The organism is Rathayibacter oskolensis, assembly GCF_900177245.1.
Taxonomy (GTDB): domain Bacteria; phylum Actinomycetota; class Actinomycetes; order Actinomycetales; family Microbacteriaceae; genus Rathayibacter; species Rathayibacter oskolensis.
This window is the reverse complement of the sequence record NZ_FXBM01000001.1, coordinates 779,787-804,977: the sequence shown is the minus strand read 5'-3', so window position 1 is coordinate 804,977 and position 25,191 is coordinate 779,787. Positions and strand designations below refer to the sequence as shown.

The window sequence follows — 25,191 nt, the reverse complement described above, 5'->3', positions numbered from 1 at the left end:
GCGGGACCGCAGCGACTCTGCACTCCCGCGCGCCCTGGCTAGGGTGGTGGGATGTCCGATCAGACCCCGAATCCGCTCGACTCCCCCGACGCCGATCCCTTCGCGATCGCGGCCGACGCCGCCGCCCGGATCGCCGAGGCGACGGGCGTCGAGAGACACGACATCGCCCTCACCCTCGGCAGCGGCTGGGGCAAGGCCGCCGACCTGATCGGCGAGACCACGGCCACGGTGCCGGCCACCGAGATCCTCGGCTTCTCGAAGCCGGCGGTGCACGGGCACGGCGGGAGCCTGCGCTCGGTGCTGCTGCCGTCCGGCAGGCGCGCGCTCATCATCGGGGCGCGCACCCACTACTACGAGGGCTACGGTGTCCGCCGCGTCGCCCACAGCGTGCGCACGGCCGCGGCGACCGGCGCCACGGTCATGATCCTGACCAACGGAGCGGGCGGCATCAAGGAGCACTGGACTCCGGGCACGCCGGTGCTGATCAGCGACCACATCAACCTCACCGCCGACTCCCCGCTCGAGGGCGCCACCTTCGTCGATCTCACCGATCTCTACTCGGCACGCCTGCGCGCGCTCGCGCGCGAGACCCGCGCGGACCTCGACGACGGCGTCTACGTGCAGTTCCGCGGCCCGCACTACGAGACCCCGGCGGAGGTGCAGATGGCCCGCATCATGGGCGGGCACATCGTCGGCATGTCGACGGCGCTCGAGGCGATCGCCGCGCGGGAGGCGGGCATGGAGGTGCTCGGCATGTCGCTGATCACGAACCTGGCGGCGGGCATCCAGAAGACGCCGCTCAGCCATGAGGAGGTGCTGGAGGCGGGACGCAACGCCGAGGACGACCTCGCGCGCCTGCTCGCCGGCATCACGGCCGCGCTGTGACGGCCGCGATCCGAGCACTGGCGGAGGACTGGCTCGCCCAGGACCCCGATCCCGAGACCCGTCAGGAGCTCGTCGCGCTGCTCCAGGCGGACGCCGCGGGAGACGCGTCGGCCGCCACCGAGCTCGCGGACCGCTTCGGGGAGCGGCTCGCCTTCGGCACCGCCGGCCTCCGGGGCGCGATCGCGGCGGGCTCGAACCGGATGAACCGCGTCCTCGTGTCGCAGGCCGCCGTCGGGATCGCCGAGCACCTGCTCGCGCGCGGCGGCGATCGGCCCGTCGTCGTCATCGGGTACGACGGGCGCAAGAACTCCCGCGTGTTCGCCGAGGACTCGGCGGCGCTGATGGCGGGGGCCGGCGTGGACGCCGTCCTCCTCCCGCGGCTGCTGCCGACACCGGTGCTCGCGTTCGCGGTCCGGCACCTCGACGCCGACGCCGGTGTGATGGTGACGGCGAGCCACAACCCGCCCCAGGACAACGGCTACAAGGTGTACCTCGGCGGTGCCGACGAGGGCTCGCAGATCGTGCCGCCCGTCGACTCCGAGATCGCCGACCGGATCCTCGCCGTCGCCCGCGAGCGACGGGTCCCCGAGCTGCCCCGGGGCGAGTACCGGATCGCCGACGAGTCCGTCGTCTCGGGTTACATCGAGGCGACGGCCACGGTGGGCGCGCAAGCGGCGCCGCTGCGCGTCGTCTACACGGCGATGCACGGGGTCGGCTGGGAGACGACGCACCGGGTGCTCTCGGCCGCCGGCTTCGACGAGCCGGCCGTGGTCGTCGAGCAGATCGATCCCGACGCCGCGTTCCCGACCGTCGCCTTCCCCAACCCGGAGGAGGACGGTGCGCTCGATCTCGCCTACGCCACCGCCCGCTCCGGGCGCGCCGAGCTGATCGTCGCGAACGATCCCGACGCCGACCGCTTCGCCGCGGCGATCCCCGACCCGTCCGCGCCGGAGGGATTCCGCCGGCTGACCGGCAACGAGGTGGGTTCACTGCTCGGCTGGCGTGCGGCGGAGCAGGCAAGGGCCGGCGGCCGCTCCGGAGGCGCGCTGGCGTGCTCGATCGTCTCCTCCCCCGCGCTCGCTGCCGTCGCGGCCGACTACGGACTCTCCTTCGTCGAGACGCTGACCGGCTTCAAGTGGATCTCGCGGGTGCCCGATCTCGTCTTCGGCTACGAGGAGGCGCTCGGCTACCTCGTGGATCCGCGGATCGTGCGCGACAAGGACGGCATCTCAGCAGCGGTGGCGTTCCTCTCGCTCGCGAGCTCGCTCGCCGAGGACGGCCGGACGATCGCCGACGAGCTCGACGCCTTCGCCGAGCGCTTCGGCCTGTTCGGCTCGGCGCAGATCTCGCTGCGGGTCACCGACCTGTCCGAGATCGGCCGGATCATGGCGCGCCTGCGGGCCGAGCCTCCCCGCTCGATCGGCGGACTCGCCGTGGAGCGGTCCGAGGATCTGCTCGCCGCCGGCGGCGCGCTCGGGGCGACGGATGCGCTGCGCTTCAGCCTCGACGGCGCCCGTCTGATCGCCCGGCCGAGCGGCACCGAGCCCAAGGTGAAGCTCTACCTCGACGCCTGGTCGTCCGAACCCGACGCCGCCGCGCGCCGGACCGCCGTGGAGTCGCGCCTCGCCGCCCTGCGCGAGGGCGCCGCCGACCTCCTCCGCTGAGTCGAGCGGCTCGTGCTGCGTGGGCCCGCTCGCGCGAAGTCTCGATACGCCGCTGCGCGGCTACTCGACCAGCAGGTGTCCGCCGCGACCTCGCGCAAGGTAGAGCGCGCGACCGAGAATCGCGTGAGAGCGATTGGAGGCAGCGCGACGCGACCCGCTCTGTGGAACGCACCACCTCGCGGAGCCGACCGCGCTGAGCCGCGCGGGGAGCGGCTCAGAAAATGGTGCCGCGGTGGGCTGAGCCGACGGCTCAGCCCAACGCGCGCTCGATCTTCTCCGTGATCTCCGTCTGGTCGAGGTAGTTGTCGATGACGACCACTTCGGCGAAGGTCTGGCCGATCCGGTCGACGAGCTCGCTCGAGGTGAGGATCACCTGCGCGTCGGCGGCGAGAGCACCGATCGACGCGACGTCCGAGGCGATCACCTCCGCTTCGAGGTCGAGGGCTTCGAGGGCGCGCTCCGCGCCGAGCTTCAGGATGGCCGAGGTGCCGATGCCGGCTCCGCAGAGGGTGACGATCTTCATGAGCTTCTTCCGTGGTGCGGGGTGTCGTCCGTGAGGACGGCGTTGATGCTGCCGACCGTGCGTGCGGCAGCCAGGGCGCCGATCGCGTCGGGTCTGCTGAGGACGTCGGCCAGGCCCGAGATGAAGCCGACGTGGCCGTGCGCCTGGGTGGCGGCGATGCCGATGACCACCGAGACGGGGTCGTTGGTGCTGTGCCCGAACGCGACCGGCTCGGCGAGCGTGACCACCGAGAGGCCGTCGGCGTGCACGTCGTTGCCCGGTCGGGCGTGGGCGAGCGCGAGTCCGGGGGCGATCACGATGTAGGGACCGAGGACGTCGACCTGCTCGACCATGCGGCGCGAGTAGGGGGGGTCGACCGCTCCGCTCCGCTCCAGCGCACGGCCGGCCTCGAGGACCGCCTCCCGCCAGCTCGAGGCCTCGTGCCGCAGTGCGATCGCGTCGTCGGTGAGCGGGTCGAGCGGCACGGTCAGGCCGCCTCGAAGCCGGAGGTGATGGCCTCGACGAGCTCGCGCCGCTCGTCGAGCGGCAGGAAGGCGGCGTGGGCGGCGTTGACCTGGAAGGCCTCGAAGTCGTCGAGGTCGTAGCCGAACGCGTCCGACAGCAGCGCGAGCTCGCGGCTGAGCGTCGTTGCGCTCATGAGGCGGTTGTCGGTGTTGACGGTCACGCGGAATCCCAGCTGGTACAGCAGGTCGAAGGGGTGGTCGGCGAGCTCGGTCCCCCAGGCGGCGATCGCGCCGGTCTGCAGGTTGGAGGACGGGCTCAGCTCGAGGGCGATCTCGCGGTCCTTGACCCACTCGGCGAGCTCGCCGAGGGTGACGTAGCTCGCGTCGTCGTCCTGCCGCTCGATGCGGACGTCCTCGGCGAGGCGCACACCGTGTCCGAGCCGCAGCGCGCGGCCGTCGAGGAGCGCCGAGCGGATGCTGTCGAGTCCGTCGGCCTCGCCCGCGTGGACGGTCGTCGGGAAGTGCGCGGCCGCGAGGAGCTCGAACGCGGGACGGTGCAGTGACGCCGGGAAGCCCGCCTCCGCGCCGGCGATGTCGAAGCCGACGGCCCCGCGTTCGCGGTGCCGGAGCGCCAGCTCGGCGACCTCGAGCGACCGGTCGGTGTGCCGCATCGCGGTGATCAGCTGGCCGACACGGAGGCGGGAGCCGTGCGCGGCCGCCTCCTGGACGCCCTGCTCGATCCCCGCCTGAACGGCTTCGACGGCGGCGTCGAGAGTGAGGCCCTGGCGCTGGTGCTGCTCGGGCGCCCAGCGGACCTCGCCGTGGATCACGCCGTCGGCCGCGAGGTCGAGCACGAACTCCCGCGCCACGCGCTCGAGGGCGGGAGCGGTCTGCATGACCGCGACGGTGGTCTCGAAGGTGGCGATGTAGTCGACCAGCGAGCCCGAGTCGGCCGTCGTGGTGAACCAGTCGCGGAGCGCGCCCGGGTCGGTCGCGGGCAGAGGGAGGCCTGCGGCCTCCGACAGCTCGATGATCGTCTCGGCGCGCAGACCGCCGTCGAGATGGTCGTGCAGCGACACCTTCGGCAGGTCGTCGATGAGGATGCCCTCCCCCGGAAGGAGGTACTCCTCGGTGATCTCGGTCACGGTGCTCCTCGGGGTCGGGCGACGGTTCGCGGACCACCTTAGAGGGTCGCCTCGCAGCCGGCGCCTCCGGTGGCGCCGCACCGACGCCGCGTCAGCTTCGAGCGGACCCGGAGCGAGCCGCGCGCGTCAGGCGATGCGCTCGGCCACCAGTGGGCCGCCGTCGAGAACGGGCTCGCCCTCGTCCCCGATCCGGTAGGCGCCCTCGAGCGCACCCAGCGCGCGCTCGAACCGCGCGGGCTCGTCCGCCGAGAGCGTGAACAGGGGGTCGCCCGCCCGCACGCGGTCACCCGGCTTCGCGTGCAGGTCGATGCCCGCTGCGTGCTGGACCGCGTCCTGCTGCCGCGCGCGCCCCGCGCCGAGCCGCCAGGCGGCGATGCCGAACGGCAGCGCCCGCTGATCGACGAGCACGCCGTCCCGCTCCGCGACGACGACGTGCGTCTCGCGCGCGACGGGCAGCGCCGCGTCGGGATCGCCTCCCTGGGCCCTGATCACGGCGCGCCACGTGTCCATCGCCGCGCCGCCGTCGAGAGCACCCTCGACGTCGGCGTCGGGCAGCCCGGCGAGCGCGAGCATCTCGCGGGCGAGGGCGAGGGTCAGCTCGCGGACGTCGGCCGGCCCGCCTCCCGCGAGCACCTCGACCGACTCCCGGACCTCGTTCGCGTTGCCGATCGCGAGGCCGAGGGGGACGTTCATGTTGGTGAGCAGCGCCGTGGTCCGCACGCCCGCGTCGTTGCCGAGATCGACCATCGCCCGTGCGAGCTCGCGCGAGCGCTCGATGTCGACCATGAAGGCCCCCGAGCCGAACTTGACGTCGAGGACCAGCGCATCGGTCCCCTCCGCGATCTTCTTCGACATGATCGAGGAGGCGATCAGCGGGATCGCCTCGACCGTGCCGGTGATGTCGCGCAGGGCGTAGAGCTTCTTGTCGGCCGGAGCGAGCCCCGACCCGGCGGCGCAGACGACGCCTCCGACCGTGCGCAGCTGCTCGAACATCTCGTCGTTGCTGAGCTCGGCGCGCCATCCCGGGATCGCCTCGAGCTTGTCGAGCGTGCCGCCGGTGTGGCCGAGGCCTCGGCCCGAGAGCTGCGGCACGGCGACGCCGAAGGAGGCGACCAGCGGCATCAGCGGCAGCGTGATCTTGTCGCCCACCCCGCCCGTGGAGTGCTTGTCGACGGTGCGCTTGCCCAGCCCGTCGAAGTGCATCCGCTCGCCGCTGGCGATCATCGCCAGGGTCAGATCGCGGATCTCGTCGCGGTCCATCCCGTTGAGCAGCACGGCCATCGCGAAGGCGGCCATCTGCTCGTCGGCGACGTAGCCGCGCGTGTAGGCGTCGACGAGCCAGTCGATCTCGGCGGTCGAGAGCGTCCCCCGATCGCGCTTGGTGCGGATGATGTCGACGGCGTCGAACGATTCGACGGGGGCGGTGGTGCCGGTCATGCGGGTCCTCTGATCAAGGTGGCGGGGGGCGACGAGAGGAGGGCTACTCCCCCGCGAACGCCTCGAGGGTGCGCGGGCCGAACGCGTCGGGGATGACCTCCTCGATCGTGCGGACGCCGGAGACGGTCTCGAGGAGCATCCCCTCGGCCGAGTGCTCGAAGAGCAGCTGGCGGCACCGGCCGCACGGCATCAGGGTCGCCCCGTTGCCATCGACGCAGGTGAAGGCGACGAGGCGCCCGCCGCCGGTCATGTGCAGGGACGAGACCAGCGCGCACTCGGCGCAGAGGGTCAGTCCGTAGGACGCGTTCTCGACGTTGCAGCCCGAGATGACGCGTCCGTCGTCGACCAGCGCCGCGACCCCCACCGGGAACTTCGAGTAGGGCGCGTAGGCGCGCCCCATGGCCTCGAGGGCGGTGCTGCGCAGCGCCGCCCAGTCGATGTCCGTCATGTCGACTCCTCTCAGGACTTCAGGTAGGGCTTGCCCGCGGCCGCCGGGCCGCGCGACTGCCCGACCAGGCCCGCGACGGCGAAGATCGTCACGACGTAGGGCAGCATCAGCATGAACTCGCTCGGGACCGGCGAGCCGATGACTCCGAGCACGTTCTGCAGGTTGGTCGCGAAGCCGAACAGCAGGGAGGCGAGCGTCGCGCGGATCGGGTCCCAGCGCCCGAAGATCACGGCGGCCAGCGCGATGAAGCCCGCGCCCGCCGTCATCTCCTTGCCGAACGCCCCGACCGCGTCGAGCGTGTAGTAGGCGCCGCCGATCCCGGCGATCGCGCCGGCGAGCGAGACGTTCCAGAACCGCGTGCGCGCCACGTCGATCCCGACCGTGTCGGCCGCCTGCGGGTGCTCACCGACCGCGCGGAGGCGCAGCCCCCCCTTGGTCTTGTACAGCCCCCACCACACCGCGAAGATCGCGAGGTACATCAGGTAGACGATCACCGTCTGGTTGAAGAGCACCGCGCCGACGATCGGGATCTGGCTCAGCACCGGGATCGGCAGGCGCTCGAACTGGACCGGCGAGTTGAAGGTCGCCGAGTCGGCCGTCAGCACCTGCGAGTAGAGGAAGCTCGTCAGACCCGTGACGAGGACGTTCAGGACGACTCCGACGATCACCTGGTCGACCACGTACTTGATGGCGAAGGCCGCGAGCACGAACGAGACGAGCACGCTCGCGAGCATCGCCGCGACGAGCCCGAGGACGGGCTGGCGGGTGATGGAGGCGACCATCGCCGCCGTGAACGCGCCCGCCAGCAGCTGGCCCTCGATCGCCACGTTGACGACTCCGACCCGCTCCGAGATCACTCCGCCGAGGGAGCCGAAGATCAGCGGGGTCGCGAGCCCGACGGTGCCCAGCAGGAGTCCCGAGACCGGGAGCGTCGCACCGGCGGACGCCCACACGAGGAAGCCGATCAGGAAGACCAGAGCGAAGACCGTCGACAGCCAGAGCGGGATGCGCCGCGCCGCCCTGGTGAGCACGAACGCGACCACGGCGAGGCCCACGGTCAGCAGCGCCACCACGGCACCCGTCGCACGGGTCGGGAACGGGATGTCGGGCAGGGCGAAGAAGTCGTCGCCCGCCGCGAGCCGGAACGCGCTCGTGCCGTCGCGCCCGAAGACGACGAACAGGACGACGGCGAGCAGGGCGAAGACGCCGAAGGCGATCGGAGCCTTCCAACTGCGGATCGCGACGCGGGAGGACGAGGGCGCCGGAGCGACTGCGGTGGTCATGCGGACACCTCCGAGGTGCGGCGCGAGCGACGCTTCGGGGCGGCCCCGGGCGTCGGGAGGCGGAAGACGGCGCGCACGAGGGGCGGCGCGGCGATGAAGAGCACGATGAGCGACTGGACGACCAGGACGACGTCGATCGGCACGCCCTCGGCGGCCTGCATGGAGTAGCCACCCGCCTTGAAGGCACCGAAGAGGATGCCGGCGAAGAACACGCCCCACGGACGCGAGCGGCCGAGGAGGGCGACCGTGATCGCGTCGAAGCCGATGCCCGCGTCGATCCCGGAGGTGAAGCCCGTGGTCACGGTGCCCATCACCTGCGCGCTGCCCGCCAGGCCGAGCAGGCCGCCCGAGAGCAGCATCGCCCAGATGTAGCTGCTCTTGACGTCGATGCCGGCCACGCGGGCGGCGTGCGGGTTCTCGCCGACCGCCCGGAACTTGAAGCCCGTGCTGGAGCGGGTGAGCAGCCACCAGACGAACACCGTCGCGAGGATCGCGAACAGGAAGCCGAGGTTCAGCGAGTAGGCGGGCCCCAGCAGGTCAGGGAAGATCGCGGTCTCCTTCATCCCCGGCGCCTTCGGGTTGTTCGAGCCCGGCGCCTGGAGGGCTCCCGGTGTGCGCAGGAGGTAGGAGATGAGGTAGAAGGCGACGTAGTTGAGCATGATCGTCAGGATCACCTCGTGCGCGCCGGTCCGCGCCTTCAGGAGGCCGACCAGTCCTCCCCAGAGGGCACCGCCGAGGATTCCCGCGGCCAGGGTGACGACGAGGTGCACTCCCCAGGGGAGGTCGAAGGAGAAGCCGACCCAGCCCGCGCAGGCGGCGGCGATCAGCATCTGGCCGCGGCCGCCGATGTTGAACAGTCCGACACGGAACGCGAGCGCCACTCCGAGACCGCCCGCGATCAGCGGCGTCGCGAAGGCGAGGGTGTCGGTCAGCGGCTTGATGCCGTTCGCGAACCCGTCTCGGCGGAAGTTGTAGATCGAGCCCTGGAAGAGCGAGGAGTACGCCCCGGCGACCGACTGCCAGATCGCCTGGAGGGTGTCGAGCGGGCGAGCGAAGAAGTACCCGGCGGCGGCCTGGACATCGGTGTCGGTCGCGGCGATGAGCACCCCGCCCGCGATCAGCGAGAGCAGCACGGCGAGCACCGACATCAGCGCGGTCCCGGAGAGGATCTCGCGGAGGACGCGCGACGCGCCGCTCTCGACGGGGCCCGGTCGAACCTCCTGACCCGGCTTCTGACCCGGCTCGAGTCCGGACGCCTTCTCGCTCTCCGCGTCGGGATCGACCGCGGGCAGTTGCGCATCGCTCACGCCGCCGCTCCCTTCTCGGCGGGCGACTGCCCGGCCATCATGAGCCCCAGGACTTCGCGGGGGGTGTCGGCGGGGACGATGCCGATGATGCCGCCCTTGTACATGACCGCGATGCGGTCGGCGAGCGCTGCGACCTCGTCGAGCTCGGTCGAGACGACGATGACGGGGACGCCGGTGTCCCGCGTCTCGACGATGCGCTTGTGAACGAACTCGATCGATCCGACGTCGATGCCGCGGGTGGGCTGCGCCGCGATGAACAGCCGCAGGTCGCGGCTCAGCTCCCGCGCGAGCACGACCTTCTGCTGGTTGCCGCCGGAGAGCCGGCCCACGTGGGTCCCGATCCCCTGCGCGCGCACGTCGAACTCGCGCACGCGCTCCTCGGCGAAGCGGTCGAGGTCCTTCAGCTGCAGGCTCAGGCCCTTGACGAAGGGCTCGCCGTCGCTGCGGTCGAGCATGAGGTTCTCGGCGATCGTGAACTCGGCCACCAGGCCGTCCTCGGTGCGGTCCTCGGGCACGAAACCCACTCCGGAGTCGAGCACGCGGCGGACCGTCAGACCGTCGAGCCGCTTGCCGTCGAGCGTCACCGAGCCCTCGACCCGCTCCTGCAGTCCCATGATCGCCTCGGCGAGCTCGGTCTGACCGTTGCCCTGGACGCCGGCGATCGCGAGGATCTCGCCGCGTCGCACCTCGAACGAGACGTCGTCGACGACGGCCTGGCCGTTCGCGTCCCTGACGGTGAGATTGCCGACGACCAGCGCCTCGTCGCCGGCCCGTGCCGGCTCCTTCTGCACGGTCAGCTCGACCGCACGGCCGACCATGAGCGACGCCAGCTCGGCGTTGCTCGCCGTCGGCGACGCCTCGCCGACGACCTTGCCGAGGCGGATGACCGTGATGCGGTCGCCCACCTCCCGCACCTCGCGCAGCTTGTGCGTGATGAAGACGATCGCTGTTCCGGAGGCGCGCAGCTGTCGCATGATCGCGATCAGCTCGTCGGTCTCCTGCGGGGTCAGCACGGCCGTCGGCTCGTCGAAGACGAGGACTCTGGCGTCGCGCGACAGCGCCTTGATGATCTCGACGCGCTGCTGGACGCCGACCGGGAGATCCTCGACGATGGCGTCCGGGTCGACGTCGAAGCCGAACCGCTCCGAGATCTCGCGGACGCGGGCGCGCGCGGCGGCGAGATCGAGGCGACCGCCCGACTTCGTCTGCTCGTGCCCGAGCATGACGTTCTCGGCCACGGAGAAGACGGGGACGAGCATGAAGTGCTGGTGCACCATCCCGATGCCCGCCTTCATGGCGTCACCGGGGCCCGAGAAGTGCTGGACGGCGTCGTCGAGCAGGATCTCGCCCTCCTCGGCCTGGTACAGGCCGTAGAGCACGTTCATGAGAGTCGACTTGCCCGCACCGTTCTCGCCGAGGAGGCAGTGGATCTCGCCGGGTTCGACCGTGAGGTCGATGTGATCGTTGGCCACCAGGGCGCCGAAGCGCTTCGTGATGCCCCGCAGTTCGAGCTTCATGTCACCAATCTAACTTCGGCGGTGCTCGCCGACTCGCCGCGAGCCGGGCGCCCCGGCGCGGCGCACGGCGTCCGAGTCGCGACGTCGGGCTCGGGAGTCGGCCCCGGGAACGGGAGAGGCCGGTCGGCTCCGAGAGGACTCGGGCCGACCGGCCTCTGACTGCCGCGCCTAGGAGGCGGCGGGAGCGGACGGCGACTCGACGGTGATCGAACCGTCGATGATGCCCTCCTTGATGGTGTCGAGCTCGCCCTGCAGGTCGGCCGACACCTTCGACTCGAAGTCGTGGAACGGCGCGATGCCGACTCCGTCGTTCTCGAGCGTGCCCACGTAGGGCGTGGCGTCGAACTCGTCGGCGCCAGCGGTGCTGGTCACATCGTTCGTGCCCGCCTCGATCCCCTTGAGGATGGAGGTCAGGTAGAGGTCGGAGCCGTCCGGGTAGGTCTCGTACAGGTCGGCGTCGACACCGACCATGGCGATCTCCTTGCCGGAGTCGCGGATCGCCTCGATGGCCGACTGGAAGATCGGACCGCCGACGGGGAGGATGACGTCCGCGTTCTGGTCGATCAGCGACTGCGCGGCCGACTTGGCCTCGACACCGGCCGCGAAGCCTCCGGTGAAGGAGCCGGTCTGCGCGTCGACGTCCCAGCCGACGACCTGGACGTCGGTCCCCTTCTGCTCGTTGTGGTAGTTCACGCCGTCGGCGAAGCCGTCCATGAAGATGGTGACGGTCGGGAACTGCTGGCCGCCGAAGGTGCCGACGACGCCGGTCTTCGAGTAGGACGCCGCGGCGTAGCCCGCGAGGAACGCGGACTGCGACGTGTCGAACGTAATCGGCTTGACGTTCGGCAGGTCGATCGACGCGTCGTCGATGATGGCGAAGTCGATGTCGGTGTTCGCCTCGGCAGCGGCCGCGGTCGCGTCCGCCAGGGCGAAGCCGACGGTGATGATCAGGTTGCAGCCCTGGTCGATGAGGCTCGTGATGTTGGGGTCGTAGTCGGTCTCGGACTCCGAGGTCACGGTGATGGGCTCGACACCCAGCTCCTCGGCCGCGGAGGTCAGGCCGTTGTAGCCCAGCTCGTTGAACGACTTGTCGTCGAACCCGCCCGAGTCCGAGACCATGCAGGGCAGGAAGTCGCCGCCGGCGGCAGCGCTCGAGTCGCTCTCCTCGGGGGCGGAGGCGCAACCGGCGAGAAGCGCGGTGACGCCGAGGGCGGCCAAGCCGCCGAACGCGGCCTTACGCGTGGTGATGGTCAAGATTCGTCCTCCAGGATGCGGCCCCGCGCGACCAGCGCAGCGGGGCGTCGATCCGCTCACGTTACCCAATGTGACGGTTCGCTCAGCCGCCGGGCAGGCCTCCTGCGGGAAGCGTTACACAGTGTTGATCTGGGGAGGAGGCGCCACGCCTCCTCCCCCGCGGTCGGCTCGGCGACATGGTGCGTATCGCAGAGCGGGGCGCGTCGGGCTGGCGGGAATCGCTCGCACGCGATTCCCGCTCGCGGCCCTCCCTCCTGTGTCACTCGAGTCTGTGCGCTCGCTTGTCGCGGTGAGCCTCGGGCCAGGTCGGGCTCGTGGGCTCCGCGCTGCGCGCGATCGGACGCAGGGCAGGCCGAGAGCTCCGCGCTGCGCGCGATCGAACACCGGGCAGTCCGAGAGCTCCGCGCTGCGCGCGATCGAACACCGGCCAGGCCGAGAGCTCCGCGCTGCGCGCGATCGGACGGTGGGCAGGCGGAGGGCTCCGCGGTGCTGACGAGGGGCTCGGGGCGCGGGCGGGCGGGGCTAGAGGACGTCGGTGCGGCCGGAGAGGCGGAGGGCGTCGACGACGCCCTTGACCTTCTGGGCGTTCTCGGTGGTGGTGACCAGGAGGGCGTCGGGGGTGTCGACGACGACGATGTCCTTCACTCCGATCAGCGCGATGGTGCGGTTGCCGCCGCTCACGACGATGCCGGTGGCGGAGTCGACCAGCACGCGGGCGTCCTCGCCGAGGATCGCCAGATCGGAGCGCAGACCGCTCGCGTGCAGCTTCGCGATGGAGGCGAAGTCGCCCACGTCGTCCCACGAGAAGTGACCGGGCACGACCGCGAGCTTGCCGGCGGCCGCGGCCGGCTCGGCGACGGAGTAGTCGATCGCGATCTTCTCCAGTCCGGGCCAGATGCGGTCGACGGCGGCACCGCGCTCGGGGGTGTCCCACACCTCCGCGAGCTCGAGAAGGCCGGCGAGCAGCTTCGGCTTCGACCGGCCGAGCTCCTCGAGCAGGCGGTCGGCGCGCGCGATGAACATCCCCGCGTTCCAGAGGTACTGACCGCTCGCGACATAGGTGCGCGCGGTGTCGGCGTCGGGCTTCTCGACGAAGGAGTCGACGGCCAGCGTGTGGGCGGCGCCGTCGATGCCGAGGTGCTCGCCCGTCTTGATGTAGCCGAAGCCGACGGCGGGCTCGGTCGGCGTGATGCCGATCGTGGCGATGAAGCCGGCGTCGGCGGCGACGACCGCCTCCGCGACCGCGTCGTGGAAGAGGGGCTGGCCGCTGATCACGTGGTCGGCGGCGAACGAGCCGATGATGACTCCGGGCTCGCGGCGCTCGAGGATCGCGGCGGCGAGGCCGATCGCGGCCGAGGAGTCGCGCGGCTCGCTCTCGAGGACGACGTTGCGGTCCTCGAGGTGCTCGAGCTGCTGCTCCACCGCGGCGCGGTGCGCGCGACCGGTGACGACCATGATGCGGTCGGCGCCCGAGATCGGCGCGAGCCTGTCCCAGGTGTCGCGCAGGAGCGTCTGACCCGAGCCCGTCAGGTCGTGCAGGAACTTCGGGGCGTCGGCCCTCGAGAGCGGCCAGAGCCTCGAGCCGATCCCGCCGGCGGGGATCACGCTGTAGAAGCGGTCGAGCGGGGCGCGGCCATCGGTCTCAGGTGATGTCATGACCGCAGGATACAAGGGCGCCCGACCGCGACCGTCCGTTCACCCGGCCGCGCGCCGTCGTTCACACGCGGCCCGTAGCGTCCGGGGTGTGAGAGTCGCGGTCGTCACCGAGAGCTTCCTTCCGTCGTTGAACGGAGTGACCACGAGCGTCCTGCGGGTGCTCGACGAGTTCACGGCGCGCGGCATCGAGGCCCTCGTCGTGTGCCCCGCCGCGGGTGCGCCCGCACGCTACGCCGGTCACCGCGTCGTCGAGCACCCCGCCATCGCCTACCGGGACTTCCCGGTCGGCATCCCCACGCTCGCCCTCACCCGCGAGCTGGCCGACTTCGAGCCCGACGTCGTGCACGTCGCCTCGCCCTTCTTACTGGGGGCACGGGCCATCGCCTCCGCGGGCCGCCTCGGCGTGCCCAGCGTCGCCATCTACCAGACCGACGTCGCGCGATTCGCCGCCCGCTACGGCATCCGGGGCGCCAGAGCCCTCGCCTGGAAGGTCATCCGCCAGATCCACGCGGGCGCCGACCTGACGCTCGCTCCCTCGAGCAGCGCCCTCGACGATCTCGCGGCGGCCGGCATCGAGAGGACCGCGCTCTGGGGGCGCGGCGTGCAGAGCGACCGCTTCCACCCGCGGATGCGCTCCTCGCCCTACGCCCTCGACGTCCGCGCGACTCTCGGCGAGGGCGACGCACTGGTGGGGTACATCGGCCGGATCTCGCCCGAGAAGCGGGTCGAGCGGCTCTCGTCCCTCACCTCTCTCCCGGGAGCCGAGATCGTCGTCGGCGGCTACGGCCCCTCCTCCGCCCGCGTCGCCTCCCGTCTCGGCCCGCGGGCCCGGATGCTCGGCCGCCTCGACGGCGAGCGGCTGCCCGCGGTCTTCGCGGCCCTCGACGTGTTCGTGCACACCGGCACGGAGGAGACCTTCGGCCAGACGGTGCAGGAGGCGCAGGCCTCGGGCACCGCGGTCGTCGCACCGCACGCTGGCGGACCGACCGACCTCATCGAGCACGGAGTCGACGGCCTGCTCTACGCGCCCGAGAGCGACTCCGATCTGCGGAGGCAGGTGGAGCGCCTGGTGCGCGACCCCGGGCTCCGCGCCCGACTCGGCGAGGCCGGCCGCCGGCGCGTGCTGCACCGGACCTGGAGCGCTCTGACCGACGAGCTGCTGGTCCACTACGCGACGGCCGGCGCGGGAGCCGCACTGGCGGGCCGTAGCTAAGGCTCGCCTTAGCCGCGGATCCGGGCGGCCCCGCTTAGAATCGGAGGGCGAGTTTCTCGTCGCTCCCCCGCCCCGCCCCCGTCCTCGAGACGCGGGTCCGGTCAGGCCGTCGGAGCACACAACCAGGGAGGGTTGTTCGTGTCAGTTCAAGCTGCTCAAACCCTCGCACCCCGGAAGCAGAGGAAGATCCGGCGTCCGGCCGGCACCCTGTACCGGGGTCGCGAAGGCATGTGGTCGTGGGTGCTGCACCGGATCACCGGTGTCGCCATCTTCTTCTTCCTCCTCGTGCACGTCCTCGACTCGGCTCTCATCGCTGTGAGCCCGGAGGCGTACAACGCGGTCATCGGAACGTACAAGAACCCGATCATGGGCCTCGGCGAGACGGGTCTGGTGGGCGCGATCGCGTTCCACGCCCTGAACGGCCTGCGCATCATCCTGGTCGACTTCTGGAGCTGGGCGACGCGCAACCAGCGCGTGCTCTTCTGGGTCGTCATCGGCCTGTGGGTCGTGCTGATGCTCGGCTTCGCACCCCGCCACCTGATCAACGTCTTCAGCGAGTGAGGTCACTGTGAGCACCGTCGCAGCACCGCGAACCCCGCACACCCCCGTCCGCTCCTCCGGCACGAACTGGGAGAAGTGGGGGTGGATCTACATGCGCGCCTCCGGCGTCGTGCTGATCGTCCTGATCTTCGGGCACCTGATCTACAACCTCCTCCTCGGCGACGGCATCAAGGCCATCGACTTCGGCTTCGTCGGCGGCAAGCTGGCCAACCCGTTCTGGCAGTGGTGGGACGTCCTGATGCTCTGGCTCGCCCTGATCCACGGCGGCAACGGCATGCGGACCCTGGTCAACGACTACGCGACCTCGCCGCTGCTGGCGCGGGCCTTCAAGGGCGGCATCCTCGTCGCCGTCGTCTCGCTGATCGCCCTCGGCACCTGGGTCGTCTTCGCGTTCGACCCGTGCCCGCCCGGCGCCGACCCCGCACTGCTGGCGTCGTTCTGCTCGGCCTGATCCCGCCGAGCCGCGCCACTCCCGTCCACCTCCCTCCCTTCCCGCACATCGGAGCATCTCCCCAGTGAGCACAGCAGGCCACACCCACGGCGGCGCCGACCAGAGCGCCTTCACGCAGACCGTCGGCCCCGACGGCGTCCACTACCACCAGTTCGACGTGGTGATCGTCGGCGCCGGCGGCGCCGGGATGCGGGCGGCGATCGAGGCCGGCCCGAAGGCGAAGACCGCCGTGATCTCGAAGCTCTACCCGACGCGCTCCCACACGGGAGCCGCGCAGGGCGGCATGGCCGCCGCCCTCGCGAACGTCGAGGAGGACAGCTGGGAGTGGCACACCTTCGACACCGTCAAGGGCGGCGACTACCTCGTCGACCAGGACGCGGCCGAGATCCTCGCGAAGGAGGCCATCGACGCGGTCATCGACCTCGAGAACATGGGCCTGCCCTTCAACCGCACGGAAGACGGCAAGATCGACCAGCGCCGCTTCGGCGGGCACACCCGCGACCACGGCAAGGCGCCCGTCCGCCGGGCCTGCTACGCCGCCGACCGCACCGGGCACATGATCCTTCAGACGCTGTTCCAGAACTGCGTCCGTCTCGGCATCAACTTCTACAACGAGTTCTACGTGCTCGACCTCGTGATGACCGAGATCGACGGCGTGCAGAAGCCCTCGGGTGTCGTGGCCTACGAGCTCGCGACCGGCGAGCTCCACGTGTTCCAGGCGAAGGCGATCATCTTCGCCACCGGCGGCTTCGGCAAGATCTACAAGACGACCTCCAACGCGCACACCCTCACGGGCGACGGCGTCGGCATCATCTGGCGCAAGGGTCTGCCGCTCGAGGACATGGAGTTCTTCCAGTTCCACCCGACCGGGCTCGCGGGCCTGGGCATCCTGCTCACCGAGGGAGCGCGAGGAGAGGGTGCGATCCTCCGCAACGCCTCCGGCGAGCGCTTCATGGAGCGCTACGCCCCCACCATCAAGGACCTCGCGCCGCGCGACATCGTCGCCCGCTGCATGGTCCAGGAGGTGGCGGAGGGACGCGGCGCCGGCCCGCACAAGGACTACGTGCTGCTGGACTGCACGCACCTCGGCGCCGAGGTGCTCGAGACGAAGCTCCCCGACATCACCGAGTTCGCCCGCACCTACCTGGGCGTCGACCCGGTCGTCGAGCCTGTGCCGGTCATGCCGACCGCGCACTACGCGATGGGCGGCATCCCGACCAACGTGAAGGCCGAGGTCCTCTCGGACAACAGCACCGTCGTCCCCGGGCTCTACGCCGCGGGCGAGTGCGCCTGCGTCTCGGTCCACGGCTCGAACCGCCTCGGGACCAACTCCCTCCTCGACATCAACGTGTTCGGGAAGCGCAGCGGCAACAACGCCGCCGACTACTCCCAGACGGTCGACTTCACCCCTCTGCCCGCCGACCCGGCCGGAGCGATCCGCGACATGCTCGCCTCCCTCCGCGGCGCCACCGGCACCGAGCGGATCGCCTCGATCCGCAAGGAGCTGCAGGACGAGATGGACAAGAACGCTCAGGTGTTCCGCACCGACGAGTCGCTCGAGTCGGTCACCGACACGATCCAGCGACTCCGCGACCGGTTCCGCAACATCTCGGTGCAGGACAAGGGCAAGCGCTTCAACACCGACCTCCTCGAGGCCGTCGAGCTGGGATTCCTGCTCGATCTCGCCGAGGTCGTCGTCTACTCCGCTCGTAACCGCAAGGAGAGCCGGGGCGGTCACATGCGCGACGACTTCCCCAAGCGCGACGACGACAACTACATGCAGCACACGATGGCGTACCTCTCCGGTGACGCCCACTCCTCCGACGCGGGCGACCACATCCGCCTCGACTGGAAGCCCGTCGTGATCACCCGGTACCAGCCGATGGAGAGGAAGTACTAGCCATGTCGACAGCTACCCTCGAGCAGCTCCCCGCCGCCCCCGCGGCTCCGGAGGCGTTCACCGTCACCTTCATCATCCGCCGCTTCGACCCCGAGGTGGACGCTGAGCCGCGCTGGCAGGACTTCGACGTCGAGATGTTCTCGACCGACCGCGTCCTCGACGCCCTGCACCGCATCAAGTGGGACCAGGACGGTTCGCTGACGTTCCGCCGCTCGTGCGCCCACGGCATCTGCGGCTCCGACGCGATGCGCATCAACGGCCGCAACCGCCTCGCCTGCAAGACGCTGATCAAGGATCTCGACATCTCGCAGCCGATCTACATCGAGGCGATCAAGGGGCTGCCCCTCGAGAAGGACCTCGTCGTCGACATGGAGCCGTTCTTCGCGTCGTACCGCGAGGTGCAGCCGTTCCTGATCGCGAACACCGCGGCCCCCAAGGGCAAGGAGCGCGTGCAGTCGGTCGCCGACCGCGCCCGCTTCGACGACACCACCAAGTGCATCCTCTGCGCCGCGTGCACCTCGTCGTGCCCGGTGTTCTGGACGGACGGGCAGTACTTCGGCCCGGCCGCGATCGTGAACGCGCACCGCTTCATCTTCGACTCCCGCGACGACGCGGGTGGAGCGCGCCTGGACATCCTCAACGACAAGGAGGGCGTGTGGCGCTGCCGCACGACCTTCAACTGCACGGAGGCGTGCCCGCGCGGCATCCAGATCACGCAGGCGATCGCCGAGGTGAAGCAGGCCGTCATCCGCGGCCGCGCCTGATCACCCTGCACGACCGGAGCCGTCGTGCACGCTCGATCCTCGGATCCGGCGTGCACGGCGGCTTCTGCCGTGCACGGCCTCTCCTCCACAGGCGGTGATCGGCCTCCGATGTGCACGGAGACGCCCGGCAGCCGCCCGACGGGGTCGCGGCGTGGGGCGCGTCGACCTGCTGATCGACGACTGGCTGGTGATCGAGCTCGACGGCCGCCGGTGGCAGGGGACCGCCGACGCGTTCACCCGCGATCGGCGGCGCGACGCTGCGGCCGTCCTTCGCGGGTACACCGTTCTCCGATTCGGGTACGCGGCTGTCGTCCACGACTGGAGCCGGACGTCGGCGACGATCCTCGCGACTCTCGCCCGCGGCCGCACCCGCTGAGCTCGCACGTCGGATGCCGCCGTGCACGCCCGTTCCGCCGATCGGGCGTGCAGGGCGACATCGAGCGTGCACGAGCGTCCTACGCTGGAGGCATGACGGAGGCGGCATCCGACGGCCCGCGCGGGATACCGGCGCTGTTCGAGAGGCTCATGCGCACTCGGCCGGTGCGCGTGTTCCTGCACTACTCCGAGACCGGCGGGCCGCTGTTCGCCTCGGGGCTCGCCTTCCAGGCACTGTTCGCGGTGTTCGCCGCCCTCTTCGTCTTCTTCGCGGTGTTCGGGTTCTGGGTGCGCGACGACGGGGTCCTCCGCGACTCGCTGATCGAGCTCGTGAACCGCTCCGTCCCGGGGCTGATCGGCGACGGCGATTCCTCGCCGGTGTCCGTCGACCTGCTCCTCGACTCGTCCATCCTCGGCTGGACGGGAGCGATCGCGGCCGCGGGCGTGATCCTGACGGGTCTGAACTTCCTCGGGAGCCTGCGCCAGGCCGTCCGGATCCTCTTCACCCTGCCCGGCCCCACCACGTTCTTCCTCCTGCTCAAGCTGAAGGACGCGGGCCTCGCACTCGTCTTCGGCGCCGTCCTGCTCGTCTCGGCCGTCCTCTCGGTCGTCTCGACCTCGTTCGTCGACGTGGCCTTCGACGTGCTGGGGATCAGCAGCGACTCCGCCGTCGGCCAGATCGTGGGAACCGTCGTCGGGCTCCTGCTCATGCTCGTCCTCGACACCGCGACGCTCGCGGGTGCCTTCCGCATCCTCTCGGGGATCCCGATCCCGTGGAAGAACCTCTGGGTCGGCTCGCTGATGGGGGGCATCGCGCTCGGAGCGCTGAAGATCCTCGGATCCCAGCTTCTGGGCGGTGCGTCGCGGAACCCCCTGCTCGCCTCCTTCGCCGTGCTGATCGGTCTGCTGATCTGGTTCAACCTCGTCTGCCAGGTGATCCTGATCGCCGCCTCCTGGATCTCGATCGGCATGAGCGACGCGGGCATCTCGGCGCGACGACTCACGCCGGAGGAACGCGAGCGCGAGCAGGAGGAGCAGCTCCGCGCGGCCCGCCGGACGCTCGCCGAGGCCGAGCGGGACCGGATCCGCCGCGCGCTCGACGACGCGTCGGTCTTCAAGCGGCGTCGTCTCGAGCGCCAGCTCGCCAAGCTCGACGACGAGCTGGACGACATCGCGGCGTGACGTCCCGGCCTCGACCGGCTGCGCTGTTCCACGCCTGTCGGACATGTCCGTTTCTGTTGACAAGCCACACGAACGGGTCTAAAAAGATGTAAACGCAGATCCGAGGTCGGAGACGACACCGCGGATCGCGAGCATCATCAGAGCGAGACGACGGAGTCCACATGTACGCACCGGAGCGGCACCAGGCGATCCTGGACCGCGCTCGCACGAACGGGCGGGTCGAGGTCCGCGACCTCGCGCAGTCCCTCGCGGTCACGCCCGAGACAATCCGACGCGACCTCACGAGCCTCGAGAAGCGCGGACTCCTCCGCCGCGCCCACGGTGGAGCGATCCCGGTCGAGCGGCTCGGCATCGAGCCCGAGGTCGCCGCCCGCGAGGGTCACCTCGCCGCCGAGAAGGACCGCATCGCGACGGCGGCGCTGGCCGAGGTCCCCGACGGCGGATCGATCGCGATCGACGCCGGGACCACGACGGTCCGCCTCGCCGAACTCCTCCCCCTGAACCGCCGGCTGACGGTCGTCACCCACTCCCTCCCCGTCGCGATGGCGCTCGTCAGCCGGCCCAACATCGACCTCCACCTCATCGGCGGTCACCTGCGCGGAGTGACCCAGGCCGCAGTGGGTCCCTGGGTCACCCAGGTGATCTCGAGCGTCTCGGTCGATGTCGCCTTCATCGGCACGAACGGCATCAGCCGGGAGCGGGGACTCACGACCCCGGATCTCGACGAGGCGGTCGTGAAGACCGCGATCATCCACTCCGCCCGCCGCGTCGTCGTGCTCGCGGACCACTCGAAGTTCGGCCGCCAGGACTTCGGCCACGTCGCGCCGCTGTCGGCGATCGACACCGTCATCACCGACACCGACGTCGACGACGAGCTCGCCGACGACATCGAGTCGGCCGGCCCGGAGGTCGTCCGCGCATGATCGTCACCGTCACCGCCAACCCGAGCATCGACGTCACCCTCTCGACGAGCGGATTCGCCGTCGGCGAGGTCAACCGGGCCCACGACGTGCGCCGCGATCCGGCCGGCAAGGGCGTCAACGTCGCCCGCGCCCTCGCCCGCAACGGGGTCGACGCGACCGCGGTCTACCCGGCGGACGCCTCCACGGGCCTCGATCTCTCGGCCATGCTCGAGGCGGCGGGAGTCCGCTCGGCGAGTGCGCCGATCGCGCAGCCGATCCGGACGAACATCACCGTGGTCGACGACCGCACCGGCCGCACGACCAAGATCAACGAGCCGGGCCCGGCCGTCACGCCCGACGAGGCGAAGGCGTTCTCGGAGCTCATCTGCGACCACGTCGTCGCGGCGCCGCGCTGGCTCGTCGCCTGCGGCAGCGTCCCTCCCGGCCTGGGCGACGACTTCTACCCGGCCCTCGGCCGTCTCGCCCTGCACTTCGGCGTCCCTCTCGCCGTGGACACCTCGGGGGCACCGCTGACCACGATCATCGCGGCCGGCACCGCCACCCTGGTGAAGCCCAATCTCGAGGAGCTCGAGGAGCTCCTCGGCCGCTCCCTGCCGACGGTCGGAGACGTCGTCGCCGGGGCCCGCGCCCTCCTCCGACTCCCGGACGCGCGAGCGCTCGTGAGTCTCGGAGAGCACGGCGCCCTGCTCGTCACGACGGAGTCGTCGTGGTGGGCGGGCGCACCCGCCGTCGTGCCCCTCTCGACCGTCGGCGCCGGCGACAGCACCCTCGCGGGCTACCTGTCGGCGACCGACGCCACGGAGGCGGAGCGCCTCGCGACCGCCGTCGCGTGGGGTACCGCAGCCGTCCAGCTCCCGGGCAGTGAAGCCCCGGGACCCGATTCCCTCCGCCTCGACGACGTCACTGTCGTCGAGAACCCCGATTCACACCTCCCGATTGGAGAACTGAGCGCATGACTGCTCTCACCGAGGCGTCGACGGTCATCGTCGACCTCACCGCCGCGACGAAGGACGAGGCCACCGCGCAGCTCGCGAAGACGCTCGCAGACGCCGGCCGCGTCACCGACCTCGACGGCTTCCTGGCCGACGTCCGCGACCGCGAGTCGCAGATGGCCACCGGCATGCCCGGCGGCATCGGCATCCCCCACGCCCGTTCGGCGCACGTCGTCTCGCCGAGCGTCGCCGTCGGCATCGCGAAGCAGGGCGTCGACTTCGGCGCCCCCGACGGCCCCGCCGACCTGATCTTCCTGATCGCCGCGCCCGACGGCGCCGACCAGGCCCACCTCAAGATCCTCGCCCAGCTCGCCCGGAAGCTGATCCACGAGTCCTTCACCGGGTCCCTCCGCGCCGCGACCAGCGGCCAGGAGGTCGCGGACATCATCGCCAGAGAGGTCGTCGTGTCATGAGGATCGTCGCCGTCACCAGCTGCATCGCCGGCATCGCCCACACCTACATGGCGGCGGAGGCTCTCGAGCAGGCCGCGAAGAAGAAGGGCTACGAGATCCAGGTCGAGACCCAGGGCGCGGCCGGCTCCGACCCCATGTCCGACCGGACGATCGCCGACGCCGACGTCGTGATCCTCGCCGCCGACCTCGAGGTCCGCGGCAAGGACCGCTTCGCCGGCAAGCCGACCCTCGAGGTCGGCACCTCGGAGGCGCTCGCCAAGGCCGCGGACGTCATCGACCGGGCCGTCGCGAAGGTGCAGGACGCGCCCGCCGCGGCGACCGCCTCCTCCGACGCCCCCCGCTTCGTCGCGGTGACCAGCTGCATCGCCGGCATCGCTCACACCTACATGGCGGCCGAGGCTCTCGAGCAGGCCGCGAAGAAGCGCGGCTACCCGATCCACGTCGAGACCCAGGGGGCAGCGGGCTCCGAGGAGATGACCGCAGGCGACATCGCCGCCGCCGACGTCGTCATCCTCGCCGCCGACCTCGAGATCCGCGGCAAGGACCGCTTCGCCGGCAAGCCGATCCTCCAGGTCGGGGTCGCCGAGGCGCTGGCCAAGCCCGACGAGGTCCTCGACCGCGCCCTCGCGCTGCGCTCCACGACGCCGGCCGGCGGCGCTCCGGCCCGCAGCGCTGCCCCCGCGCCCGCCGCCGCACCCAAGAAGGTCGGCGTCGGCACGCGCATCCGGCAGAACCTGATGACCGGCGTCTCCTACATGATCCCGTTCGTCGCGGCGGGCGGACTGCTGATCGCGCTGTCGTTCCTCTTCGGCGGCTACCAGATCGTCAGCTACACGCCGCAGCAGATCATCGACAACGGCTTCGACGCCTTCAACATCACCGACTGGGCCGGCGTGATGTTCCTGATCGGAGGCGCGACGTTCGCGTTCCTCGTCCCGGTGCTGTCGGGCTTCATCGCCTTCGGCATCGCCGACCGCCCCGGCATCGCCCCGGGCTTCCTCGGCGGTGCGGTGGCGGTCACCGTCGGCGCCGGGTTCCTCGGCGGTCTCGCCTCCGGCTTCATCGCCGGCTACGCGGCGCTCTACATCTCGCGGATCAAGCTGCCGGCGGCCTTCAAGTCGCTGATGCCCGTCGTGATCATCCCGCTGATCGCGACGTTCATCACCGGGTTCCTGATGTTCGTGGTGCTCGGCGCTCCCCTCCGCGCGCTCAGCGAGGGCCTGTCGGCCTGGCTGTCCGGCCTCTCCGGCGGCAACCTGATCATCCTGGGGATCATCCTCGGCCTGATGATGGCGTTCGACATGGGCGGACCCGTCAACAAGGTGGCCTACGCCTTCGCGACGACCGGTCTCGCCTCCGTGCCGGCCGACGGCGACCCGAACTCGGTGCAGTTCAAGGTCATGGCCATCGTGATGGCCGCGGGCATGACGCCTCCCCTGGGTCTCGCCCTCGCCACCTCGCTGCGCAAGCGCCTGTTCACCGATGCCGAGCGCCAGAACGGCAAGGCCGCCTACCTGCTCGGCGCGTCGTTCATCTCGGAGGGGGCCATCCCGTTCGCGGCGGTCGACCCGCTCCGGGTGATCCCCTCGGCGATGATCGGCTCGGCCACCACCGGTGCGCTCGTCGCGCTCTTCGGCTCGACCCTCCGCGCTCCTCACGGCGGCATCTGGGTGACCGGGCTCGTCGGCCAGCCGCTGCTCTACCTGGTCGCGATCCTCGTCGGCATGGTCGTGACGGCCATCGCCGTGATCATCCTCAAGAGCGTCAAGCGCGCCCCGGTCGTCGCCGAGGTGCCGGAGCCTGCCACGGCCCGCGCCGTCGCCGTCTGACCGGGTCCCCCCGAACGACCGTCCTGAGCGGTCCTGCCGGCGGTCCGCGCCTGCGTCGCCTTCTTCTTCTCCGAGGGAAGGTGACGCAGGAGCGGGCCGCCGGCTGTGTTCGTTGTCCGCGGCGGTCCCCGCCCGCCGCGGAGGAGCAGCGTCAGCTGCTCCAAATAGACTGTCTGGGTGACACAGCCGCTCCGCATCGCCTCCGTCAACGTCAACGGCGTGCGCGCCGCCTTCCGCAAGGGCATGGGCGAGTGGCTCGCCGCACGCGACGTCGACATCCTCGCCCTGCAGGAGGTCCGCGCGTCGACCGACGACCTCACCGGCCTCCTGGGTGACGAGTGGGACGTGCTGCACGACGAGGCGACGGCGAAGGGCCGGGCCGGTGTCGCACTCGCCTCGCGCAACCGCGCCGCGATCCACCGCGTCTCGCTCGGCGCCGACGACTTCGACTCCGCCGGCCGCTGGCTCGAGGCCGACTACGAGGTCGGCGACCGCACGGTCACCGTGGTGTCGACCTACGTCCACTCCGGCGGAGTCGGCACCGAGAAGCAGGTCGAGAAGTACAAGTTCCTCGACGCGATGAAGGAGCGCCTGCCCGAGCTGCAGGCGCACAACCCGCTCGCCGTCGTCATGGGCGACCTGAACGTCGGCCACCGCACGCTCGACATCAAGAACTGGAAGGGCAACACGAAGAAGGCGGGCTTCCTCCCCGAGGAGCGCGCCTACTTCGACGGCTTCGTCGGAGCCGAGGGCGACGAGGACTACAACGCCGGCGCGGGCCTGGGCTGGGTCGACCTCGGGCGCCGCTTCGCCGGCGAGGTTCCCGGCCCCTACACCTGGTGGTCGCAGCGCGGGCAGGCGTTCGACACCGACACCGGCTGGCGGATCGACTACCAGCTCGCCACGCCCGAGCTCGCGGCGCTCGCCCGCTCCTACGAGATCGACAGGGCGGCCAGCTGGGACACGCGCTGGTCCGACCACGCTCCCGTCGTCGTCGACTACGACCTCTGAACCCCTCCACGAAGA

The 25,191-nt window shown here is 71.0% G+C and carries 24 protein-coding genes; 14 read left to right on the top strand and 10 right to left on the bottom strand.

The window, feature by feature from the left end:
• The first annotated feature begins 51 nt into the window (after positions 1 to 51).
• Both B9Y99_RS04055 and B9Y99_RS04050 read left to right on the top strand, forming a co-directional pair.
• The gene (locus B9Y99_RS04055) at positions 52 to 885 is read left to right on the top strand and encodes a purine-nucleoside phosphorylase (RefSeq protein WP_085475287.1); all 834 of its coding nucleotides are present in this window, start codon (positions 52 to 54) and stop codon (positions 883 to 885) included.
• Positions 882 to 2,549, top strand: a complete 1,668-nt coding sequence (locus tag B9Y99_RS04050) for a phospho-sugar mutase (protein ID WP_085475286.1) — start codon at positions 882 to 884, stop codon at positions 2,547 to 2,549. Before B9Y99_RS04055 ends, B9Y99_RS04050 begins: the two co-directional genes overlap by 4 nt.
• A gap of 250 nt (positions 2,550 to 2,799) precedes the next feature.
• Here B9Y99_RS04050 and B9Y99_RS04045 read toward each other — a convergent pair whose 3' ends face one another.
• The 10 genes from B9Y99_RS04045 to B9Y99_RS04000 form a co-directional block, all read right to left on the bottom strand.
• Complete coding sequence (locus B9Y99_RS04045; protein WP_085475285.1) at positions 2,800 to 3,072, bottom strand: PTS sugar transporter subunit IIB; 273 nt, start codon at positions 3,070 to 3,072, stop codon at positions 2,800 to 2,802.
• A complete protein-coding gene (locus tag B9Y99_RS04040) occupies positions 3,069 to 3,536 on the bottom strand; it encodes a PTS sugar transporter subunit IIA (protein ID WP_085475284.1) in 468 nt (155 codons plus the stop codon). The genes B9Y99_RS04045 and B9Y99_RS04040 overlap by 4 nt, the downstream gene beginning before the upstream one ends.
• Positions 3,537 to 3,538: 2 nt before the next feature.
• Positions 3,539 to 4,660, bottom strand: coding sequence for an adenosine deaminase (locus tag B9Y99_RS04035; protein WP_085475283.1), 1,122 nt, complete (start codon positions 4,658 to 4,660; stop codon positions 3,539 to 3,541).
• A gap of 126 nt (positions 4,661 to 4,786) precedes the next feature.
• Positions 4,787 to 6,097, bottom strand: coding sequence for a thymidine phosphorylase (locus B9Y99_RS04030; protein ID WP_085475282.1), 1,311 nt, complete (start codon positions 6,095 to 6,097; stop codon positions 4,787 to 4,789).
• Positions 6,098 to 6,140: 43 nt separating this feature from the next.
• On the bottom strand, positions 6,141 to 6,545 hold the full coding sequence (locus tag B9Y99_RS04025; RefSeq protein WP_085475281.1) for a cytidine deaminase: 405 nt from the start codon (positions 6,543 to 6,545) through the stop codon (positions 6,141 to 6,143).
• A gap of 11 nt (positions 6,546 to 6,556) precedes the next feature.
• A complete protein-coding gene (locus tag B9Y99_RS04020) occupies positions 6,557 to 7,828 on the bottom strand; it encodes an ABC transporter permease (protein ID WP_085475280.1) in 1,272 nt (423 codons plus the stop codon).
• On the bottom strand, positions 7,825 to 9,135 hold the full coding sequence (locus B9Y99_RS04015; protein ID WP_208856881.1) for an ABC transporter permease: 1,311 nt from the start codon (positions 9,133 to 9,135) through the stop codon (positions 7,825 to 7,827). The genes B9Y99_RS04020 and B9Y99_RS04015 overlap by 4 nt, the downstream gene beginning before the upstream one ends.
• Positions 9,132 to 10,652 (bottom strand): ABC transporter ATP-binding protein, encoded by a 1,521-nt coding sequence (locus B9Y99_RS04010; protein ID WP_085475279.1) that lies wholly within the window; start codon positions 10,650 to 10,652, stop codon positions 9,132 to 9,134. Before B9Y99_RS04010 ends, B9Y99_RS04015 begins: the two co-directional genes overlap by 4 nt.
• Before the next feature lie 168 nt (positions 10,653 to 10,820).
• Positions 10,821 to 11,906, bottom strand: a complete 1,086-nt coding sequence (locus B9Y99_RS04005; protein WP_085475278.1) for a BMP family lipoprotein — start codon at positions 11,904 to 11,906, stop codon at positions 10,821 to 10,823.
• A gap of 522 nt (positions 11,907 to 12,428) precedes the next feature.
• Entirely contained in the window at positions 12,429 to 13,562 is a 1,134-nt protein-coding gene (locus B9Y99_RS04000) for a mannose-1-phosphate guanylyltransferase (RefSeq protein WP_085475277.1), read from the bottom strand.
• A gap of 88 nt (positions 13,563 to 13,650) precedes the next feature.
• Between B9Y99_RS04000 and B9Y99_RS03995 the strand changes: the two genes are divergently transcribed.
• From B9Y99_RS03995 to B9Y99_RS03940, 12 genes are all read left to right on the top strand, one after another.
• Entirely contained in the window at positions 13,651 to 14,775 is a 1,125-nt protein-coding gene (locus tag B9Y99_RS03995; RefSeq protein WP_085475276.1) for a glycosyltransferase family 4 protein, read from the top strand.
• Positions 14,776 to 14,913: 138 nt separating this feature from the next.
• A complete protein-coding gene (sdhC, locus tag B9Y99_RS03990; protein WP_085475275.1) occupies positions 14,914 to 15,336 on the top strand; it encodes a succinate dehydrogenase, cytochrome b556 subunit in 423 nt (140 codons plus the stop codon).
• Positions 15,337 to 15,343: 7 nt separating this feature from the next.
• Positions 15,344 to 15,787 (top strand): succinate dehydrogenase hydrophobic membrane anchor subunit, encoded by a 444-nt coding sequence (locus B9Y99_RS03985; RefSeq protein ID WP_085475274.1) that lies wholly within the window; start codon positions 15,344 to 15,346, stop codon positions 15,785 to 15,787.
• 157 nt (positions 15,788 to 15,944) lie between these two features.
• Positions 15,945 to 17,687: a succinate dehydrogenase flavoprotein subunit gene (gene sdhA, locus B9Y99_RS03980; protein ID WP_244274828.1), complete on the top strand. Its 1,743-nt coding sequence runs from the start codon at positions 15,945 to 15,947 to the stop codon at positions 17,685 to 17,687.
• 2 nt (positions 17,688 to 17,689) lie between these two features.
• Positions 17,690 to 18,451 carry a succinate dehydrogenase iron-sulfur subunit gene (locus tag B9Y99_RS03975; protein WP_085475272.1) on the top strand — a complete coding sequence of 254 codons (762 nt, stop codon included), beginning with the start codon at positions 17,690 to 17,692 and terminating at the stop codon, positions 18,449 to 18,451.
• Positions 18,452 to 18,602: 151 nt separating this feature from the next.
• Positions 18,603 to 18,827 carry a DUF559 domain-containing protein gene (locus tag B9Y99_RS03970; protein WP_165759527.1) on the top strand — a complete coding sequence of 75 codons (225 nt, stop codon included), beginning with the start codon at positions 18,603 to 18,605 and terminating at the stop codon, positions 18,825 to 18,827.
• A gap of 92 nt (positions 18,828 to 18,919) precedes the next feature.
• A complete protein-coding gene (locus tag B9Y99_RS03965) occupies positions 18,920 to 20,008 on the top strand; it encodes a YihY/virulence factor BrkB family protein (protein WP_085475270.1) in 1,089 nt (362 codons plus the stop codon).
• A 161-nt stretch (positions 20,009 to 20,169) separates the two neighbouring features.
• Positions 20,170 to 20,931, top strand: coding sequence for a DeoR/GlpR family DNA-binding transcription regulator (locus B9Y99_RS03960; protein WP_085475269.1), 762 nt, complete (start codon positions 20,170 to 20,172; stop codon positions 20,929 to 20,931).
• The gene (locus tag B9Y99_RS03955) at positions 20,928 to 21,887 is read left to right on the top strand and encodes a 1-phosphofructokinase family hexose kinase (RefSeq protein ID WP_085475268.1); all 960 of its coding nucleotides are present in this window, start codon (positions 20,928 to 20,930) and stop codon (positions 21,885 to 21,887) included. The genes B9Y99_RS03960 and B9Y99_RS03955 overlap by 4 nt, the downstream gene beginning before the upstream one ends.
• Complete coding sequence (locus B9Y99_RS03950; protein WP_085475267.1) at positions 21,884 to 22,336, top strand: PTS sugar transporter subunit IIA; 453 nt, start codon at positions 21,884 to 21,886, stop codon at positions 22,334 to 22,336. The genes B9Y99_RS03955 and B9Y99_RS03950 overlap by 4 nt, the downstream gene beginning before the upstream one ends.
• Positions 22,333 to 24,165 (top strand): PTS fructose-like transporter subunit IIB, encoded by a 1,833-nt coding sequence (locus B9Y99_RS03945; RefSeq protein WP_085475266.1) that lies wholly within the window; start codon positions 22,333 to 22,335, stop codon positions 24,163 to 24,165. The genes B9Y99_RS03950 and B9Y99_RS03945 overlap by 4 nt, the downstream gene beginning before the upstream one ends.
• Before the next feature lie 177 nt (positions 24,166 to 24,342).
• Positions 24,343 to 25,176, top strand: coding sequence for an exodeoxyribonuclease III (locus B9Y99_RS03940; RefSeq protein WP_085475265.1), 834 nt, complete (start codon positions 24,343 to 24,345; stop codon positions 25,174 to 25,176).
• Positions 25,177 to 25,191: the final 15 nt, after the last annotated feature.